General features: G+C 50.1%; 18 protein-coding genes. 10 read left to right on the top strand and 8 right to left on the bottom strand.

The window, feature by feature from the left end; all coding sequences use genetic code 11:
- Positions 1–41: 41 nt before the first annotated feature.
- Positions 42–542: a protein-export chaperone SecB gene (secB, locus tag RJ38_RS08490; RefSeq protein WP_039018429.1), complete on the top strand. Its 501-nt coding sequence runs from the start codon at positions 42–44 to the stop codon at positions 540–542.
- A 3-nt stretch (positions 543–545) separates the two neighbouring features.
- On the opposite strand, the gene dnaQ is transcribed toward secB, so the two are convergent.
- The 4 genes from dnaQ to RJ38_RS08470 are packed head-to-tail and all read right to left on the bottom strand — an operon-like array spanning position 546 to position 3,292.
- Complete coding sequence (gene dnaQ / locus RJ38_RS08485; protein WP_039018428.1) at positions 546–1,280, bottom strand: DNA polymerase III subunit epsilon; 735 nt, start codon at positions 1,278–1,280, stop codon at positions 546–548.
- Positions 1,273–1,869 (bottom strand): dephospho-CoA kinase, encoded by a 597-nt coding sequence (gene coaE, locus RJ38_RS08480; protein ID WP_039018427.1) that lies wholly within the window; start codon positions 1,867–1,869, stop codon positions 1,273–1,275. The genes dnaQ and coaE overlap by 8 nt, the downstream gene beginning before the upstream one ends.
- Positions 1,866–2,702 carry a shikimate dehydrogenase gene (locus tag RJ38_RS08475; RefSeq protein WP_039018426.1) on the bottom strand — a complete coding sequence of 279 codons (837 nt, stop codon included), beginning with the start codon at positions 2,700–2,702 and terminating at the stop codon, positions 1,866–1,868. Before RJ38_RS08475 ends, coaE begins: the two co-directional genes overlap by 4 nt.
- Entirely contained in the window at positions 2,699–3,292 is a 594-nt protein-coding gene (locus tag RJ38_RS08470; RefSeq protein ID WP_039018425.1) for a Maf family protein, read from the bottom strand. Before RJ38_RS08470 ends, RJ38_RS08475 begins: the two co-directional genes overlap by 4 nt.
- Positions 3,293–3,697: 405 nt before the next feature.
- Here RJ38_RS08470 and hemJ point away from each other — a divergent pair, with 405 nt between their 5' ends.
- The 7 genes from hemJ to RJ38_RS08435 all read left to right on the top strand — a co-directional run bounded on the left by hemJ (position 3,698) and on the right by RJ38_RS08435 (position 11,107).
- Complete coding sequence (hemJ, locus tag RJ38_RS08465) at positions 3,698–4,150, top strand: protoporphyrinogen oxidase HemJ (RefSeq protein WP_039018424.1); 453 nt, start codon at positions 3,698–3,700, stop codon at positions 4,148–4,150.
- A 133-nt stretch (positions 4,151–4,283) separates the two neighbouring features.
- A complete protein-coding gene (gene rho / locus RJ38_RS08460) occupies positions 4,284–5,585 on the top strand; it encodes a transcription termination factor Rho (protein ID WP_052245300.1) in 1,302 nt (433 codons plus the stop codon).
- A gap of 33 nt (positions 5,586–5,618) precedes the next feature.
- The gene (gene mnmE, locus RJ38_RS08455; RefSeq protein ID WP_039018423.1) at positions 5,619–6,905 is read left to right on the top strand and encodes a tRNA uridine-5-carboxymethylaminomethyl(34) synthesis GTPase MnmE; all 1,287 of its coding nucleotides are present in this window, start codon (positions 5,619–5,621) and stop codon (positions 6,903–6,905) included.
- Between the two features lie 21 nt (positions 6,906–6,926).
- Positions 6,927–8,795 (top strand): tRNA uridine-5-carboxymethylaminomethyl(34) synthesis enzyme MnmG, encoded by a 1,869-nt coding sequence (gene mnmG, locus RJ38_RS08450; protein ID WP_039018422.1) that lies wholly within the window; start codon positions 6,927–6,929, stop codon positions 8,793–8,795.
- Positions 8,792–9,415 (top strand): 16S rRNA (guanine(527)-N(7))-methyltransferase RsmG, encoded by a 624-nt coding sequence (gene rsmG / locus RJ38_RS08445; RefSeq protein WP_039018421.1) that lies wholly within the window; start codon positions 8,792–8,794, stop codon positions 9,413–9,415. The genes mnmG and rsmG overlap by 4 nt, the downstream gene beginning before the upstream one ends.
- A complete protein-coding gene (locus tag RJ38_RS08440; RefSeq protein WP_039018420.1) occupies positions 9,408–10,229 on the top strand; it encodes a ParA family protein in 822 nt (273 codons plus the stop codon). The genes rsmG and RJ38_RS08440 overlap by 8 nt, the downstream gene beginning before the upstream one ends.
- The gene (locus tag RJ38_RS08435) at positions 10,229–11,107 is read left to right on the top strand and encodes a ParB/RepB/Spo0J family partition protein (RefSeq protein ID WP_039018419.1); all 879 of its coding nucleotides are present in this window, start codon (positions 10,229–10,231) and stop codon (positions 11,105–11,107) included. The genes RJ38_RS08440 and RJ38_RS08435 overlap by 1 nt, the downstream gene beginning before the upstream one ends.
- A gap of 5 nt (positions 11,108–11,112) precedes the next feature.
- Here the strand turns inward: RJ38_RS08435 and RJ38_RS08430 are convergent, their stop codons facing one another.
- Genes RJ38_RS08430 through rph form a run of 4 tightly spaced genes read right to left on the bottom strand, consistent with a single transcriptional unit; the run spans position 11,113 to position 13,951 of the window.
- Positions 11,113–11,466, bottom strand: coding sequence for a YbaN family protein (locus RJ38_RS08430; protein ID WP_039018418.1), 354 nt, complete (start codon positions 11,464–11,466; stop codon positions 11,113–11,115).
- The gene (gene hemW / locus RJ38_RS08425) at positions 11,467–12,624 is read right to left on the bottom strand and encodes a radical SAM family heme chaperone HemW (protein WP_039018417.1); all 1,158 of its coding nucleotides are present in this window, start codon (positions 12,622–12,624) and stop codon (positions 11,467–11,469) included. It lies immediately after the preceding gene.
- A complete protein-coding gene (rdgB, locus tag RJ38_RS08420; protein WP_039018416.1) occupies positions 12,621–13,241 on the bottom strand; it encodes an RdgB/HAM1 family non-canonical purine NTP pyrophosphatase in 621 nt (206 codons plus the stop codon). The genes hemW and rdgB overlap by 4 nt, the downstream gene beginning before the upstream one ends.
- Entirely contained in the window at positions 13,238–13,951 is a 714-nt protein-coding gene (gene rph, locus RJ38_RS08415; protein WP_039018415.1) for a ribonuclease PH, read from the bottom strand. Before rph ends, rdgB begins: the two co-directional genes overlap by 4 nt.
- Before the next feature lie 117 nt (positions 13,952–14,068).
- Between rph and hrcA the strand changes: the two genes are divergently transcribed.
- Positions 14,069–15,133 (top strand): heat-inducible transcriptional repressor HrcA, encoded by a 1,065-nt coding sequence (gene hrcA, locus RJ38_RS08410; RefSeq protein WP_039018414.1) that lies wholly within the window; start codon positions 14,069–14,071, stop codon positions 15,131–15,133.
- A gap of 21 nt (positions 15,134–15,154) precedes the next feature.
- On the top strand, positions 15,155–15,733 hold the full coding sequence (locus tag RJ38_RS08405) for a nucleotide exchange factor GrpE (RefSeq protein ID WP_039018413.1): 579 nt from the start codon (positions 15,155–15,157) through the stop codon (positions 15,731–15,733).
- The last annotated feature ends 1 nt before the right edge of the window (position 15,734 follow it).

The following is a 15,734-nucleotide window of genomic DNA, read 5'->3' as shown; positions in this document are numbered from 1 at the left end:
GTTAAGACTTCTGCAAATTTTATCACAAAAGAGAGAGCCCAATGGCCGAAAACGAAAAAGCTGCTGCTGCACCAGAACAACCCGTTGTTCCACGTATGCAGGTTGCTGCACAATTTATCCGCGATATGTCATTTGAAAATATCGTTGCCCAAAAAGGCATTCAAGGCGACGTGCAACCTGACATTCAAGTCCAAGTAAATCTGGACGCGAAAAAGCGTGAAGCTGAAAACACTTATGAAGTGATCAGCAAATTTTCGATCCACTCAAAGAACAAAGCTGACGGCAATTCCTTGTTCATGATGGAACTGGAATACGGCGGTGTTTTCGTGGTTGAGAATGTTCCCGAAGAACAAATGCACCCGTATCTTTTGATCGAATGCCCACGTATGTTGTTCCCCTTCGTGCGCCGCATCGTTTCTGACGTCACACGTGATGGTGGCTTCCCGCCGCTGAACTTGGAAAACATCGACTTTGTTGGTCTGTACCGTCAGGAACTGACCCGTCGTGCCCAAGAAGAGAAAAAAGGGCAGACCGTTTCCTAAACCTTAGGAAAACCGGTTCCAGACCGCTTCATCGCCCATGCCGGATATAAATTCGGCGTGGGCTTTTTTTTCGTCTTCCGTTAGGCGCGAGGGTAGGGGGGCTGCGCGCTTTGAAGGCCGCCATTCGGCTGATCCTGCGCCGCCTGATGACTTTCCACCTGATACCGTAGACAGGCCAAAATCAGGTTGTTTGCCGCCGATCAGTTCAAGGTAAACTTCCGCCAAAATTTCGGAATCGAGCAAGGCGCCGTGTAACGTACGCGCCGTGTTATTGATCCCATACCGGCGACACAACGCATCCAAAGATGCGGGTGAGCCGGGAAATTTTTTGCGCGCAATCGCCAGGGTATCAAGGGATTGCGACATGGGAAGTTCCTTCATCCCAAGCCAGCGCAATTCAGCATTTAGGAACTTCATGTCAAAGCTGGCGTTGTGAATGACCATGCGATCACCACGCACAAAATCAACAAAACCCTGCGCGACATCTTTGAACAACGGCTTATCACGCAAGGTAATTTGGCCAGGTTCCGGTTTTTGCGGCGGCGTTAGAATATCAGGGCCAATTCCGTGAACTTCAAACGCACCTGCCGGCATGTCACGTTCAGGATTGATATAAACGTGATAAGTTTCGCCCGTGGGCATGTGGTTCCACAGCTCAAGCGCACCGATTTCGACAATCCGGTCACCACTTTCGGGATCAAAACCCGTGGTTTCCGTATCAAGCACCAGCTCACGCATTGAATTTCCCCTTCGCGATATCAGACAACACTTGTTTCACAGCTGCCCGGGCACTGTCCAGATCTGTCGTCTCGATAACATAATCTGCCCGCGCGCGTTTTTCCGCATCTGGCATCTGTTTCGCGAGGATCATTTCGAATTGTGCTTCTGTCATCGTGCCACGTTCCAAAACCCGCGCGCGCTGCACATCAGAAGGGGCCGAAACCACGACAATCACGTCAACGATCTCATGTGTTCCCATCTCAAACAAAAGCGGGATGTCCAACACAGCAATCGGCGCAGTTGTCGTTCGAATAAAGTCTTGGCGGTCTTCATTCAGAAGGGGGTGAACGATGGCTTCGATCTGCTTCAGTGCAGTTTTATCCACAGAAATCCAAGCTTTTAGTCGACCACGACTAACTTTATTATTTTCAATAGCTTCCGCATGAATATCCCCAATCAACCCAACGGCTTTTCCACCGGTATCATAGAGACGATGCACAGCTGCATCCGCATCCCAAACTGGGGTGTTTTCAGCTTTGAACATCGCCGCGGTAGTCGATTTCCCCATCCCAATGGAGCCCGTTAAACCGATCAGAATTGGTTTCATGCAGATAGAACCGCTTGGCGCAAATCTTCGTCCACTTCTGGGCGTTGTCCGAACCAGCGTTCAAAGCCAGGTGCCGCTTGATACAACAACATTCCCAATCCATCGACGGTCGTACAGCCCGCTTCGCGCGCGGTTTTCAGAAATTCTGTTTCGAGCGGCGCGTAAACGATGTCGGTCACGACAGTTTCCGGGCGCAACCCTTCCAACGACACGTTTAACGGTGCATTTCCCTGCATTCCCAAGGAGGTGGTGTTCACCACAGTGTTCGTTTCTTCGATCATTGTATTGGCATGCACCCAATCAAAAACCGAAATCCTGGCGCCAAATTCGGCTTTTAATGCCTCAGACCGCGCTTTTGTGCGGTTTGCCAAGAGAATGCGTTCAACGCCCGCGTCTAATAATGCCGACAGCACTGCCCGAGATGCACCACCGGCACCCAATACGGCCGCCGGGCCTGCCTTAGGATCCCAGTTTGGCGCACCCTGTTTCAGGTTTTCAATAAAGCCATAACCATCTGTGTTATCAGCATAAATTTTACCGTCTTCATTGAATGTCAGGGTGTTTGCAGCCCCTATTAACGCTGCACGATCGGTCACACTGTCAGCGATATTCAACACTGTTTCTTTATGAGGAATTGTAACGTTCACGCCAACAAACCCCATTTTGGGCAAGGCACGCAGACAGTCTTCAAGCGCGTCATGCGCTATATTCATAGGGACATAATGACCCTTGATCCCGTATCGTTGCAGCCAATGACCATGCAACGCAGGGGATTTACTATGTTCAATGGGTGAGCCAATGACCCCCGCCAATGGAATTTTAGCTTCACTCATCCGTCAATATCCCCTCGTAGGCTTAACCAGTTCAAAAGTTCCAACAATGGAAGCCCCAAAACATTAAAGTAATCCCCATCAACACGCGAAAAAAGCCGCACGCCTTCTTCCTCCAACTTATAAGCGCCCACGGCGTGACGGATAGAGTCAAAATTGCGTTCTACATAACTGTGAAGATATTCATCGGAAAATTCGCGCATTGTCAGGCGCACTTGTCCGATATGACGCCAAAGTGGTTGCCCATTTTTATAAACGACAGCCGCGGAATGAAGCATATGTGTTTGCCCTTTCAACGCCTGCAATTGCCGTATAGCTTCGTCAGGTGATGTGGATTTATTTAGAATTTCACCTTTAAAATCAAGTACTTGATCACATCCCAGAACCAAATCATCAGGTTGCTTTAAGCTGATTTTTCGGGCCTTTGCTTCGGCCAACGCATCGGCAATATCGCGCGGGGCAACATTATCCGCCTGCAAAGCTTGTTTGATTGCGTCTTCATCTATGCGCGCGGGCATCACATCAACCGTAAGCCCGGCATTTTGTAAAAGAGAACGTCGAATTTCTGACGCAGAAGCTAACACCATGTTCATGACTCTGTGGAAAACTCCCGTCGATTGCGCTGTGTAAATTTGCGGATAACAGCATTGCCGCCTTGGCCTGTGTAAATCTACAGGGGCTCAGGTGCAATCCTAACAGTTTCTCCCGTGTGGGTAAGGAAAACTCTGGTCTGTATAAAACTGCCATCCTGCAAAATTATCAACCGGTATGTATGAAATATGGCAAAATAAGAAATTGAAATATAAAGGTTTTTATAGGGTTGATTTCATTTTACCCACAATCATGCACAGAATCGACGCTTGGGGATAACCTGGTGGATGATCATTTAATCCACCGTTTTGGCCCTCCCTACAAAAACATCATCTTTTCTTTTATATATAATTATTATTAGTAAGGAGAGAGCGAGACGCGCCAATCTCACAGAACAGGCCTATGCTATGATAAATTTTCTTAATGACTGGTATATGTGGATCAAGGTTGGTCATATTTTCTCTGTGATCGCTTGGATGGCTGGTATTTTTTATCTTCCTCGCTTGTTTGTTTATCACGCAGAAACTGTGAAACAGGGCAGTGAAACCGACCAGTTGTTTCAAACCATGGAACGCCGTTTGTTATACGGGATCATGAGCCCCGCCATGACTGGCGTTTGGATCTTTGGTCTTTTAATGGTTTTCACGCCTGGTGTTGTTGACTGGTCAGCGATTTGGCCTTGGACCAAAGCGATCTCTGTCTGTGTGCTGACGTGGTTTCATCACTGGTTGGGGTATCGCCGCAAAGATTTCATGCGCGGTGAAAACAAGCTAACTGGGCGTCGATATCGGATGATGAATGAACTTCCCACTGTGTTTCTTGTGGTGATATTGATCTCAGTCGTTGTCCGCCCGTTCTAAGAATCTGATCTTAGATTTGACTCGACAGCTGATTTCATATTAAAAGCATCTCAACCTGCCGTCCGGCGGTGTATTTCCATACCTATGATTCCTTGTGCCCAATCTGTGGCACCCTATGAGATGCCTTCTCCACATGTCCGATACCGATATTACCGCTGAAACTGCGCCAACCAACACTTTGTCCTTGGCCGAGTTGAAAGCGACTGCACCAAAAGATCTGCTTCCTCTTGCGGAAGAACTTGAGATCGAAAACGCGTCGACCATGCGCAAAGGCGATATGATGTTCGCCATTCTGCGTGAACGTGCGGAAGAAGGCTGGGAAATCTCAGGAAACGGTGTTCTTGAGGTTCTGCAAGACGGATTTGGTTATCTGCGTTCCCCTGAGGCAAACTATTTGGCTGGTCCCGACGACATCTATGTATCGCCTGACATGATCCGTAAGTTTTCTTTGCGCACTGGTGATACCATTGAAGGTGTGATCAAAGCCCCACGTGAGGGTGAAAACTACTTCGGTCTGACATCTGTCACGACGATCAACTTTGGCGATCCAGAGAAAGCGAAACACAAGGTTGCCTTTGAAAACCTGACGCCGCTGTACCCTGATGAACGCCTGAAGATGGAAATCGAAGATCCGACCATCAAAGATAAATCAGCACGCATCATTGATTTGGTTTCACCCATCGGGAAAGGCCAACGTTGTTTGATCGTGGCACCTCCGCGTACGGGTAAGACAGTTCTGCTGCAAAATATCGCCCATAGCATCGAAGCAAATCACCCTGAAATTTACCTGATTGTTCTGTTGATCGACGAACGTCCAGAAGAAGTCACCGACATGCAGCGTTCCGTGAAGGGCGAAGTTGTATCTTCGACCTTTGATGAACCTGCGACACGTCACGTTGCCGTTTCTGAAATGGTGATTGAGAAAGCAAAACGTCTTGTGGAACACAAGCGCGATGTTGTGATCTTGCTTGACTCGATTACGCGTCTGGGCCGGGCATTTAACACTGTTGTGCCGTCTTCTGGTAAGGTTTTGACCGGTGGTGTGGACGCAAACGCGTTGCAACGCCCTAAGCGTTTCTTTGGTGCCGCACGTAACATCGAAGAAGGCGGGTCATTGACCATCATCTCAACCGCGCTGATCGACACAGGTTCGCGCATGGATGAGGTGATCTTCGAAGAATTTAAAGGCACCGGTAACTGTGAGATCGTTCTGGATCGTAAAGTTGCGGATAAACGTGTTTATCCCGCCATGGACATCCTTAAGTCGGGCACGCGGAAAGAGGAACTTCTGGTTAATCCCAAAGACTTACAGAAAACTTATGTTCTGCGTCGGATCCTTAACCCGATGGGCACCACAGATGCGATTGAATTCCTGCTAGGCAAGCTTAAACAAACGAAATCTAATGGTGAATTCTTTGATTCAATGAACACCTAAGGTGTTTACCTGAATAAAAACAAAGGTTTAACAATGGACACTATATTTGCACCTGCCAGCGGCCGCACGAAAGCGGGCGTTGCCGTGATCCGTATTTCCGGGCCACAGGCAGCTGCTGTGTTAAAATCGCTGTCTGGTGACCTTCCGCCCCCACGTTTTGCGGCTTTGCGAGAACTTCGCGGGGCTGAGGGGTTGCTGGACCAAGCCCTTGTTATTCTATTTGAAAAAGGCGCAAGCTTTACCGGCGAAGAAGTGGTTGAGCTACATCTTCATGGCAGCCAGGCCGTTGTCGCCGCAGTTTTGTCAGAACTGTCTAACCACAGTGGTCTGCGCATGGCAGATCCCGGTGAATTCACCCGACGTGCGCTGGAAAATGAATGTCTTGATCTAGCGCAGGTCGAAGGCCTTGCAGATCTTATTGAGGCCGAAACAGAAGCGCAGAGAAAGCAGGCGTTGAAGGTTTTATCGGGTGCAATCGGTGATGCGGCGTCCAACTGGCGGCTTGATCTTATTCGTGCCGCCGCTCTGATCGAGGCAACGATTGATTTCGCCGACGAAGAAGTTCCCGTTGACGTCTCACCAGAGGTCGCTGATTTAATCACCGGTGTTCAAAGCGATGTTCAGAAACAATTGTCCGGTATTGATGTGTCGGAACGCATCCGAGATGGGTTCGAAGTTGCTATCATCGGCGCGCCGAATGTCGGTAAATCGACTTTGCTGAACGCGCTTGCGGGTCGCGAAGCTGCCATCACATCTGAATTCGCCGGCACGACACGTGACGTGGTCGAAGTGCGTATGGATCTTGGCGGTTTGCCCGTCACAATTTTGGACACCGCCGGTATCCGTGACACAGAAGATTACGTCGAAGGCGTTGGTATCGAACGCGCGCGGGCACGGGCAAAAGATGCCGACATTCGGGTTTTTCTATGTGAGAATACTTCTGATGATCCCGGCGTTGATTTTCTTGATGGTGATATTCGTTTGATGGCAAAGGCTGATCTTCACAATGGCGCGGATAACGCCGTTTCGGGTAAGACCGGGGCAGGGGTATCAAACCTTGTTAATCATTTGCGCGATGTGTTGGTGCTGCGTTCTGCTTCTGCATCTATTGCCACGCGCGAACGTCACCGCATTGCGATGTCTCGTGCTTTGACCTCTATGGAATCAGCACGATTTGAGCTATCCTTAGGTTCTGAACGTTCTGAATTGGCGGCAGAAGAATTGCGCACCGGTATTCGCGCGCTTGACGCGTTGATTGGTCGGGTTGATGTTGAAAATCTTTTGGATGAGATTTTCACAAGTTTCTGTATTGGCAAATAGCCACAAGAAGGAGTGTTTCACGTGAAACATTTTGACTATGATGTTGTTGTGGTCGGTGGTGGCCATGCTGGATGTGATGCTGCTTTGGCCTCTGCGCGGGCTGGCGCGCGCACCGCTTTGGTGACTTTGACCGAAGAAGGCATCGGCGTGATGTCTTGTAATCCAGCGATTGGTGGCCTTGGTAAAGGGCATTTGGTTCGCGAAATTGATGCGCTTGATGGCGCGATGGGTCGTGTTGCCGACCAGGCAGGTATTCAATTTCGCCTTCTAAATCGACGCAAAGGCCCCGCCGTTCAGGGGCCACGCACCCAAGCTGACCGCAAGCTATACCGCACTGCGATGTTATCCGAGGTAAAGAAGCAACCCGGTCTATCTATTGTTATTGGCGAAGTTACTGATCTCAAGATGGATGGGGCACGCGTTTCTGGTGTGGTTCTGGATGGGGATACCTCGATTTCTTCTGGTGCTGTTGTACTGACGACAGGGACATTTCTGCGCGGCCTGATCCATATTGGCGATGTGTCATATGCGGGCGGACGCATGGGGGATAAACCATCCGTCCGCTTGGCTGAGCGGATCGATGATTTCGGATTTAACCTTGGGCGTTTGAAAACTGGTACACCGCCCAGGCTTCGCGCATCTTCTATCAATTGGGATGGCCTGGAAATGCAAGCGGGCGATGATGACCCCGCGATGTTCTCATTCCTATCGATAAAACCGACCGCCCGACAAATCGCCTGTGGCATTACTGAAACCAACGAACGAACCCACGACATTATTCGCGAAAACCTAGAACGTTCAGCGATGTATGGTGGGATGATTGATGGGGTAGGGCCGCGTTATTGCCCTTCTATCGAAGATAAAGTCGTTCGTTTCGCTGATAAAACATCACATCAAATCTTCCTTGAGCCCGAGGGCTTGGATGACGACACGGTTTACCCAAACGGTATTTCAACATCCCTGCCGGAAACTATTCAGTATGATTATGTGCGTTCTATCCGAGGGTTAGAGCAGGCCGAGATCTTACAGCCCGGATATGCAATTGAATATGACTATGTGGATCCCCGCGCGCTGAATGAGACCTTGGAAACCAGTACAGTTCCCGGGTTATTCTTGGCAGGCCAGATCAATGGGACAACGGGTTATGAAGAAGCCGCCGCGCAAGGGCTTGTTGCTGGGGTGAATGCTGCGCGTTCTGTCTTGGGGAAATCCAGCGTCACATTCAGTCGATCAGAAAGCTATATAGGTGTGATGATCGACGACCTCATCAGCCACGGTGTCTCTGAACCCTATCGTATGTTCACATCGAGGGCTGAATTTCGGCTGTCTTTGCGCGCGGATAACGCTGATCAACGTCTTACCCCGAAGGGGATTGATGTCGGATTGGTTGGTGAAGCGCGTCGTGTTGCCTTTGAAAAGAAATCCGAAAAACTTGCAATCGCAAATGCCCTGCTGATGGACATGTCCATTACGCCGAAGAAAATGAAGGACGCTGGGTTTGCTATCAATCAAGATGGCGTGCGCCGAAATGGGATTGAGCTTCTTTCTTTTCCAGGGATTACGTTTGATTTGTTGAAGACGGTGGAACCCGGTCTCGATGCCGTTGCTAGGGGGATTGGTGTTCAGTTGGAAAAAGACGCGCTTTATGCCAATTATATTGATCGTCAAAACGCGGATGCTCAGGCACTTCAACGCGACGAGGCGAAGAAGATCCCAGCTGATTTTGACTTTTCTACGATGGAAGGGCTTTCAAACGAATTGAAGTCCAAATTATTGTCCCATCGGCCCAAATCAATCGCACAGGCTTCCAAAATTGAAGGTATCACACCTGCAGCGCTTATGCTCATTTTGGTTAAACTTCGCCAAAAATCTGAAAGGAAAGCCGGATGACTGGATCAGATCACTTTCAGCGCGAGACGAATGTTTCACGTGAAACATTGGCGAAGCTAGAACAATACGCAGCATTGCTACAGAAGTGGAACCCTGCGATTAACTTGGTCGCACGCTCGACCCTTGATGATATTTGGTCGCGGCATATGCTTGATTCAGCGCAGATACTATCTTTGGCGCCGGAAGATGTAACGTCTTGGGCTGACTTGGGGGCAGGTGGCGGTTTTCCGGGTTTGGTTGTTGCGACGATGGCGCAAGAAACACATCCGGCCTTGCATGTGACCCTTGTTGAAAGCGATCAACGGAAGGCAACTTTTTTGCGAACAGTTGCGCGAGAGTTGGGTTTAAACGTTTCTGTCCTGTCCCAACGGGTCGAATCCATCGAAAATTTGAAAGTTCAGGTCATTTCCGCGCGTGCATTGGCGGCTCTTGATCCCTTACTGGCTTTGGCAAAGCCGCTTTTGCAAACTGACGGGATCTGTATTTTCCCCAAAGGTGCAACTTGTGATAAAGAAGTTCAGGAAGCACTTGCATCTTGGTCCTTTGTCGCCGAAAATTTCGTAAGCAAAACAGATTCCAATGCGACCATTTTGAAACTTAGGGAAATTCGACGTGTCTGATCCTACTCGGCCCAAGGGCCCGAAGATTATCGCCATTTCCAATCAGAAGGGTGGAGTCGGTAAAACAACGACTACGATTAATCTGGGCGCTGCGCTTGCAGAGCTTGGAAAACGCGTCCTGCTTGTTGATCTGGACCCTCAGGGCAACGCATCCACGGGCCTGGGTATTGATGCGGACCGTCGCGAGACCACGACATACGAACTTCTTACCGAAGAGGTGGGCTTGGGCGAAGCCATACAAGAAACCGATGTCGAGAATTTATGGATTATTCCCGCCAATACTGACTTAAGCTCGGCTGATATTGAACTTTATTCAAATGAAAAACGCATTTTTCTAATGCATGATGCGCTGCGCCAACATGCGATTGATGGATATGGTTTTGATTATGTGCTGATAGATTGCCCCCCGTCTTTGAACTTGTTGACGGTCAACGCAATGGTCGCGGCAGATTCCGTCCTAGTTCCACTACAAAGTGAATTCTTTGCATTGGAAGGCCTGTCACAACTGATGCTTAGCGTGAGAGAAGTCCGCGAAAGTGCCAATCCAAACCTTCGCATCGAAGGGGTTGTGATGACAATGTATGATCGCCGCAATAATCTTTCGCAGTTGGTGGAAAATGATGCTCGGGATAATCTCGGTGAGATGGTGTTCAAAACCGTAATTCCGCGTAATGTTCGCGTGTCAGAAGCGCCATCTTACGCGTTGTCTGTGCTGGACTATGATTCCAATTCGCGCGGAAGTCAGGCATATCGAGCTATGGCAAAAGAATTAATCGCAAGAAACACGACAGTTAAAGCAAAGGTGGTCGCATAATGGTAGGCAAGAATGAGCGGCGCGGTTTAGGGCGCGGATTGTCAGCATTGATGGCAGATGTGCAACCTGAAACGCCGGCGGTGCCATCCGCTGGTGATCTTCGTTCGGATCGCAAGATTCCCATCGAAAATTTGCATGCCAATCCCGATCAACCCCGCCGTACATTTACGCCAGCTGAATTGGAAAGCCTGTCACAGTCGATTGCTGAGAAGGGCGTTATTCAGCCGCTTATTGTGCGGAGCTCGCCCAAAGGTGACGGAAGCTATGAAATCGTTGCGGGTGAACGCCGTTGGCGTGCGTCTCAGATGGCGAAATTGCACGAAGTTCCTGTGGTTATCCGTGATTTCAGCGACATTGAAGTGCTGGAAGTTGCGATTATCGAGAACGTTCAGCGCGAAGACCTGAACCCATTGGAAGAGTCCTTGGGATATCGCGCATTGATGGACCGCTTTGATAGAACCCAGGAAGAGATGTCCAAGGCGCTGTCTAAGTCACGCAGCCATATCGCAAATATGCTGCGGCTTTTGAATCTTCCAAGTGATGTGCAAGAATATCTGCGTGAAGGTAAGCTGTCTGCAGGGCACGCACGCGCGTTGGTGGGCAATGAAAATGCCTCTACCTTGGCCTTGCAGGTGATTGGAAAAGGCTTGTCTGTGCGTGCCACGGAAAGCCTGGTGAAATCCACTTCCAAGCGTAAATCTGCGCCGAAACAGCGGATAGAAAAAGATGCAGATACCCGCGCGCTGGAAGGTGAGCTTTCCGCGAACACTGGCATGAAGGTCAGCATTGATCACAGCAATGGTAAAGAAAGTGGTCAGATCACGATCAAATATAAAAATATGATGGATCTGGATAAGCTTTGTAATCTGCTCTCATAGGCAGATCAGCTGTTTGGGCGGGTCCAGATAAAGACTAGGACGCCGCCCAGCACGATTGCTTGAATAACAATAACGAAGGTTTTCACACCCAGTATCAATGACACTGTAAATGCGGCGGCGATGGAAATCGTCGCCAATTTTTTTGCTAAGGGACTGATGGCGCCGTGGTCATTCCAATCGGAAATGGCAGGACCAAACCGTGGGTGGTTGATCAACCAGCTGTGCAACCGCTCGGATGATTTGGAAAAACAGAACGTTGCAAGCAACATGAGTGGCACAGTGGGCAGCAACGGAAGGAAGGCTCCGACAAGTCCAAGGGTGAAGGACATCAACCCCGCGATAAGCCAGAGCGCGCGCATCTAGGCTTCCAACAATTTTCGCAAAATTGCATTTAGTAATGGGCGGCCTGTTGGGGTGACCCGAATGCGGTTTTCGTCGGTGAAAATTAGGCCATTCTCGCGCAGTTCAGTGACCTGTGGGCTGACCAATAGATCTGAACTCGACGAGAGACGTCGCAATTCTACCCCATCTGAAAGACGAAGCCCCATCAATAACCGTTCAACATACTGATCTTGAAGGGAAATTTTTTCACGAAGGCTCTCACCGGTTTGATTTTGGGAAACAGAAGAAAGCCACGATTTTGGCATCAAATGCGTTTCAGTTGCATATTTTTCACCATTTAGCGTCAAACGACCATGTGCCCCTGGTCCAATCCCAGCGTAATCGCCGTAGTTCCAATAAATCATATTGTGCCGCGATTCAGCGCCAGGGCGGGCATGGTTAGAGACTTCGTAAGCAGGAAGACCTTTGTGATCACAAATTTCCTGCGTCGCGAAATACATGTCAGCGGACAGATCTTCTGAGGGAAGACCGCGCAGCCCCCCCTTTGCGAAGCGATCTCCGAAAGCGGTGCCATCTTCAATCGTCAGCTGGTATAGCGACAGGTGGTCCGGTTCCAGATCCAAGGCCTGCTTAAGTTCGGATTGCCAAGCGGATAAGGTTTGATCTTGGCGGGCATAGATCAGATCGAAACTGACGCGACTAAATGTTTCACGCGCGATATCTAGGGCGGCCATTGCTTCGGATACGGAATGCATCCGCCCAAGACGGCGCAGGTCATCATTGTTCAGGGCCTGAATGCCGACCGACACACGATTAACACCGGCATCGCGGAAACCCCGAAATTTATCGGCCTCAATTGAGGTGGGGTTGGCTTCCAGAGTGATCTCGCAATCATTGGACAGATGCCATGTTTCACGGATACGGGTCAGAATGCGATCCACCAGGCGCACGGGCATCAAGCTGGGTGTGCCACCGCCAAAGAAGATCGAGTTAAGCACACGCCCCGGTGTTTCACGGCCTAGACGGTCGATTTCGGATAGGAAAGCGTGCTCCCATGCATCATCATCTACAGTTTTAGATACATGTGAGTTAAAATCGCAGTATGGACATTTCGCGAGGCAAAAGGGCCAATGCAGATACAGGCCAAAACCTGCGTTCTGCCAATCTTCCTTCACGAAGTCTCACCAAAACAGCCATCAACCAGCAGCTTGAACGCCGCATTGCGATGGGTCAGCGGCGCTTTTTCTTCGGGCAACATTTCCGCAAAAGTCACGTCATGGCCTGTGGGTTGAAAGACCGGATCAAAGCCAAAACCATTGTCGCCACGCATCGGCCAGACGACTTGGCCCTCGGCGCGACCTTCAAACACTTCGTCATGCCCATCGGGCCAAGCGATACACAGGGTGCAAACGAACGCGGCCTTGCGTGGGTGCGCGGCGTTCTTGTCATCCAGAAGGGTCTGAACCTTGGTCATGGCCATCTCGAAATCACGACCATTGTCGGTTTCAGCCCAATCGGCGGTGTACACGCCAGGGGCACCATCCAGCGCGTCGACCATGATGCCACTGTCGTCTGACAGGGCAGGAAGGCCGGATGATTTGGCGGCGAAATGGGCCTTGATACGGGCGTTACCGGCAAAGGTATCTTCGGTTTCTTCTGGTTCCTCAAAACCAAGATCGCCTACGGATTTCACATTGATTCCAAAGGGTTCCAGAAGAATCCCAATCTCGCGGATTTTGCCCGCGTTATGGGATGCAACCACGAGATCATTGCCGGTAAACTTGCGCATTATTTTACCGCCGCCAATTGGACGGCCGTCAATTCAGACGCGCCTTTTTCAGCGAGATCCATCAATTGATTCATTTGATCGCGCGAGAAAGTCGACCCTTCCGCAGACATCTGAATTTCAATCAGCTTGCCAGAACCGGTCATGACAAAGTTGCCGTCAACGCCGGCCTCAGAATCTTCGGGATAGTCGAGATCAAGCACAGGTTGACCGGCGTAAATACCACATGAGATCGCGGAGACCGGATCAATCAGCGGATCAGATACAACGTCGCCAGCCTTCATCAGCTTGTTGACCGCAAGGCGCAGAGCAACCCAACCGCCTGTAATCGCAGCACAACGGGTGCCACCATCGGCCTGAATCACGTCGCAATCGACGGTGATTTGACGTTCGCCCAAGGCAGAACGATCAACGCCTGCGCGCAGTGAACGTCCGATAAGGCGTTGAATTTCCTGAGTTCTTCCAGATTGCTTGCCCTGCGCTGCTTCACGACGCATACGGGTGTGTGTCGCACGGGGCAACATGCCGTATTCCGCGGTGACCCAGCCAAGACCCGTGTTGCGCAGAAACGACGGAACGCGGCTTTCAAGGGATGCGGTGCATAGAACGTGGGTTTCACCCATTTTGATCAGGCAAGAGCCTTCCGCGTGGCGGGTTACGTTTGTTTCAATGGAAACGGAACGCATTTCATCAGTCTGACGGCCAGAAGGGCGCATGATCTCATCCTTTTTACTGTTGCATTCAAATAGCTTTTGATGCGGTAAAAAAGCAAGCTGTGATTGACCTTTTGGTGGGTTAGTTTTTAATGAGTGGCGCAGTATAAAAGGCCCAGTATGACCGATAAGAATCCGATATATGAGGACATGAACGACCGTTCCCGCGAGGTATTTCGCCAGGTTGTCGAAAGCTATTTGCATGATGGGGAACCCGTTGGATCCCGCACTTTGACGCGCACATTAAGTGAAAAAGTGTCTGCTGCCACTGTGCGAAATGTCATGCAAGATCTTGAATTTATGGGATTATTGGATAGCCCGCACGTGTCTGCCGGACGCATCCCAACACAACAGGGCTTGCGCATGTTTGTCGATGGGATCATGGAAATGCGCGATGTTTCGCGGGATGACCAAGACAAAATCAACGCGACTGTGGGTTCAAATCAACAAGATGTTGGATCGATTTTGGGCAGTGTTGGGAAGGCCCTGTCGGGAATTACCCAGGGGGCCAGCCTGGTTTTGGCGCCGAAACACGAAGCCCCCATCAAACATATCGAATTTGTGCATTTGGGTATGGACCGGGCGCTGGTGGTGCTGGTGTTTGCCGATGGGCATGTTGAAAACCGGGTGTTTCAGCCGCCAATGGGCCAAACGCCCAGTTCTATGCGCGAAGCCGCGAATTTCTTGAATGCGCTGGCAGAGGGCCACACGCTGTCGGAACTTCGGCATCGCGTAAAACATGAAATAAAAACGCGGCGGCAGGAAATTGACACGCTTGCGCGCGATTTGGTTGAAAATGGCTTTGCGCTTTGGGAAAACGAGGGCGAAAGTTATGAACGATTGATTGTCCGCGGTCAGTCTAACTTGTTGGAAGAACACGGAAACTCGGAAGATTTGGATCGTATCCGCAGTCTTTTTGACGACCTTGAACGAAAACGCGATATCGCTGATTTCCTTGATCTCACGGAATCTGGTGAAGGTGTGCGCATTTTTATTGGCTCTGAAAATAAGTTATTTTCACTTTCGGGTAGCTCTTTGGTGGTTTCTCCCTATATGAACGCTGATCGGAAGATTGTGGGCGCGATTGGGATCATCGGGCCAACCCGTTTGAACTATGGGCGCATTGTTCCGGTGGTGGATTACACAGCACAGCTTGTCGGACGGATGATTTCTGATAAAAGCTGACGTTGGCGAAAAGGTGAAGACATGGCGGACATGAAAAAAGACGACTTTCTGGATGACATCGCAGCGGCGGAAGCGGATGTTTATGGTGATGATCAGTTGGACATTATGGAAGAGGCGCTGAAAGAAGGCCCTTCTGTTGAGGTCAATGCGATCATTGCGGAACGTGATGATTTTAAAGATAAATTCATGCGCGCTTTGGCGGATGCGGAAAACGCACGCAAGCGTTCTGATCGCGACCGTCGTGAAGCAGAAAACTATGGTGGGTCCAAATTGGCCCGCGATATGCTGCCTGTGCACGACAACATGAAACGCGCTATGGAAACCATGTCCGAAGATCAACGTGCCGCGAATGCTGGCCTGTTTGAGGGTATCGAGTTGACCATGCGCGAACTTCTGAGCGTGTTTGAAAAGCATGGAATCAAACGTATTTCACCAGAAGTGGGTGATCGTTTTGATCCACAAGAACACCAAGCGATGTTCGAAGCACCGCTGCCAGGGACAAAAGCTGGCGACATTATTCAGGTCGCGGCAGAAGGCTTTATGCTGCACGATCGCTTATTGCGTCCGGCGCAAGTTGGCGTTTCGTCAACACCAGCATAAA

This window comes from Halocynthiibacter namhaensis (assembly GCF_000812685.1).
GTDB classification, from domain to species: domain Bacteria; phylum Pseudomonadota; class Alphaproteobacteria; order Rhodobacterales; family Rhodobacteraceae; genus Halocynthiibacter; species Halocynthiibacter namhaensis.
This window is presented reverse-complemented; position numbering and strand designations above follow the sequence as displayed.

Coding starts and splice junctions, on each gene's coding strand:
- rho (WP_052245300.1), top strand. CDS start 4,284: ATGTCCGATACCGATATTACCGCTGAAACTGCGCCAACCAACACTTTG.
- hemJ (WP_039018424.1), top strand. CDS start 3,698: ATGATAAATTTTCTTAATGACTGGTATATGTGGATCAAGGTTGGTCAT.
- dnaQ (WP_039018428.1), bottom strand. CDS start 1,280: ATGCGTGAGCTGGTGCTTGATACGGAAACCACGGGTTTTGATCCCGAA.
- rph (WP_039018415.1), bottom strand. CDS start 13,951: ATGCGCCCTTCTGGCCGTCAGACTGATGAAATGCGTTCCGTTTCCATT.
- coaE (WP_039018427.1), bottom strand. CDS start 1,869: ATGAAACCAATTCTGATCGGTTTAACGGGCTCCATTGGGATGGGGAAA.
- mnmE (WP_039018423.1), top strand. CDS start 5,619: ATGGACACTATATTTGCACCTGCCAGCGGCCGCACGAAAGCGGGCGTT.
- hrcA (WP_039018414.1), top strand. CDS start 14,069: ATGACCGATAAGAATCCGATATATGAGGACATGAACGACCGTTCCCGC.
- secB (WP_039018429.1), top strand. CDS start 42: ATGGCCGAAAACGAAAAAGCTGCTGCTGCACCAGAACAACCCGTTGTT.
- RJ38_RS08475 (WP_039018426.1), bottom strand. CDS start 2,702: ATGAGTGAAGCTAAAATTCCATTGGCGGGGGTCATTGGCTCACCCATT.
- rsmG (WP_039018421.1), top strand. CDS start 8,792: ATGACTGGATCAGATCACTTTCAGCGCGAGACGAATGTTTCACGTGAA.
- RJ38_RS08430 (WP_039018418.1), bottom strand. CDS start 11,466: ATGCGCGCGCTCTGGCTTATCGCGGGGTTGATGTCCTTCACCCTTGGA.
- RJ38_RS08470 (WP_039018425.1), bottom strand. CDS start 3,292: ATGAACATGGTGTTAGCTTCTGCGTCAGAAATTCGACGTTCTCTTTTA.
- RJ38_RS08405 (WP_039018413.1), top strand. CDS start 15,155: ATGGCGGACATGAAAAAAGACGACTTTCTGGATGACATCGCAGCGGCG.
- RJ38_RS08435 (WP_039018419.1), top strand. CDS start 10,229: ATGGTAGGCAAGAATGAGCGGCGCGGTTTAGGGCGCGGATTGTCAGCA.